Here is a 2,324-nt window from a genome sequence, read left to right on the forward strand (position 1 = left end):
GGCCCGGCACTGGTGATCCGGCCGGAACCGGCGGCGCGCCCCACCCCCGCCGCGCCTCCCCTGGTGCCGCCCGTCGACCGCTGGCGGCTGCACCACCTGACGCCCGGCACGGGCCTGGCACCGGTGCTCGACCTGCTCCTCGGCCTCTCCGCCGACCACCCCGACCCGTCGCCGACGGTGGGCCGCTGGGTGGCCCGGGACACCGTCGCCGCCGGCCCGGTGGACGTCCTCGCCGCGCCGCTGCCCGCCGCGACCCCCTCCCCCGCGGCGACACCCGCCAGCTCGGCCGCGCCCGACGACGGGCAGCCCCGCTACTGGCTCGACCGGGACGCCCGGCTGCACAGGTTGGTGACCCGGTTGCCCGGAGTCGGCCCGGTCACGGTGACCTTCAACCGGGCGGACCGCCCCACGTTGCGCCCGGTGGACGCGCTCGGCGGCCGGCCCGGGCTGCCCCGCGCGCTCACCGACGCCGAGCGACGCCGACTGGACCGGCTACCCGCGCGACTGCGGGCCCAGGGCGGTGGCGCCACGGCGACCCTCACCGCGCCGGTGGGCACCGACACCAACCTGCGGGGCGCCGGCTGGTTGAGCTGGACCACGCGCACCGCCTACCTGGCGGTCGCCGACCTCGGCGTACCCGACCGGAGGACCCTGCTGTGGCGGGACGCCGCGACCCGGGCCCGCGCGGACGTACCCGCCACGGCCGGTGGCGGCGGCACCGCCGAGACGCCGGGCCGGCCACCCATGCCACCGACCGCCGCTCCCTGGCGCTTCAGCCGTGCCGGCACGGACGACCTGAGCGTCCTGGCCGGCGCCGCGCTCGCCGCCGGCACGGGCGTCCAGCGGGGTCCGGCCCAACGGGTACGCGAGGACGTCGCCGACGGGCGGACCGTGGACGTCATCGAGCTGGGCACCGGCCCCGGCCGGCTGCGCTACTGGATCGACCGCGACGGCTCACTGCGCCGGCTGGAACTGCACACAAGCGCCGGCATGTGGGCACAACTGGACCTCAGCCCCGGCGTCATGCCCCGGCTGGCCCCGGCGCCCCGACCGCCGGGCACCACCCGCCCGGTCGCCCGGCCCCGCTGACGCCGCGCCGCGGAGTCCGTGCCCCTCAGGGCCGCCAGCCGGTCTGCGCGGCCCACTCCTCGGCGCGCAGGTACTCCTCGTCGAACCACGGGTCGCGCGCCGTACCGGACCCACTGGCGTCCGGCGCGGCGTCGACCAGCTCCCGCTTGAGCAGCAGGTACGCGGAGCGCCGGTCAGGGTCGGCCCGCAGGTGGTCACGCATCAGCAACGCGTGCCGCCAGCCCGGCGAGTCGACCTGGCGCACGTGCAGGCGCACCGGACGGCCCGGGTCCGCGCTGCCGTGCAGCCGCTTCTCCCAACGGCCGCCGCCGGCCGGCCGCGGGTCGTCCCGCCACTGCCCCGGCACCCGGGGGAACCCGGCGTTCGCCAACCGGTCGGTGAGCGCCCCGTCTGCGTCGGCGAGGTCGGGCAACGCCACCTGCACGTCGATGACGTCCTCGGCGGCGACACCGGGCACCGCGGTCGGACCGACGTGGTCGATCCGGAGTTCCGCCGGCGCCAGCGCGTGCCGGATCCGGGCGGCCAGCCGGGCGTACTGCTCGGGCCACGTCGGGTCGGCCACGGCCCCGTCGACCCGGGCCGGCGAGGCCACCCGGCGCGACCGCAGGTTGCGCTCGTAGGGCAGCAGGCGCCGCTCCCAGAGCGCGTCGACGGCGGTGTGCAGCGCCGTCAGGGACGCGTCGTTGGTCAGCACCACGTCCGCCGCCGCGCGGCGGCGGTCGTCGTCGGCCTGCGCGGCGATCCGCCGCTCGGCGTCCGCCCGGTCCATCCCCCGGGTGCGCACCAGCCGGTCCAGTCGCGTCGACACGGCCGCCTGCACCACGACCACCAGGTGGTACGTGGGCGCGAGTCCGACCTCCACGAGCAGCGGCACGTCGTTGACGACAACCGCGTCGGGTGGCGCCGCGGCCGTCAGCTCGGCGGTACGGGCCCGGACCCGAGGATGGGTGATGGCCTCCAGCCGACGGCGGGCCGCCTCGTCGGCGAACACCACCGCGCCCAGCGCGGCCCGGTCCAACGCGCCGTCGGCGTCCAACACGCGGTCGGAGAAGGCGGCGACGATCTCGGCCAGGCCCGCGCTGCCCGGTGCGACGACCTCGCGGGCGATCTGGTCGGCGTCGATGAGCACCGCGCCCCGCTCGACGAGCCGCGCGGCCACCGCGCTCTTGCCCGACCCGATTCCACCGGTCAACCCCACCCTCAGCACCAGACCAGTCAACCGGATCACCGTGCCC

General features: G+C 78.0%; 1 protein-coding gene and 1 pseudogene. One reads left to right on the forward strand and one right to left on the reverse strand.

Annotated elements, in window-relative coordinates:
* Nucleotides 1-1,089: pseudogene (locus FHG89_RS32675) on the forward strand (hypothetical protein); the annotation flags it as partial.
* Nucleotides 1,090-1,114: 25 nt separating this feature from the next.
* Here the strand turns inward: FHG89_RS32675 and coaE are convergent.
* Entirely contained in the window at nt 1,115-2,296 is a 1,182-nt protein-coding gene (coaE, locus tag FHG89_RS00190; protein ID WP_139581827.1) for a dephospho-CoA kinase, read from the reverse strand.
* Nucleotides 2,297-2,324: the final 28 nt, after the last annotated feature.

Source organism: Micromonospora orduensis (genome assembly GCF_006228125.1).
GTDB classification, from domain to species: domain Bacteria; phylum Actinomycetota; class Actinomycetes; order Mycobacteriales; family Micromonosporaceae; genus Micromonospora; species Micromonospora orduensis.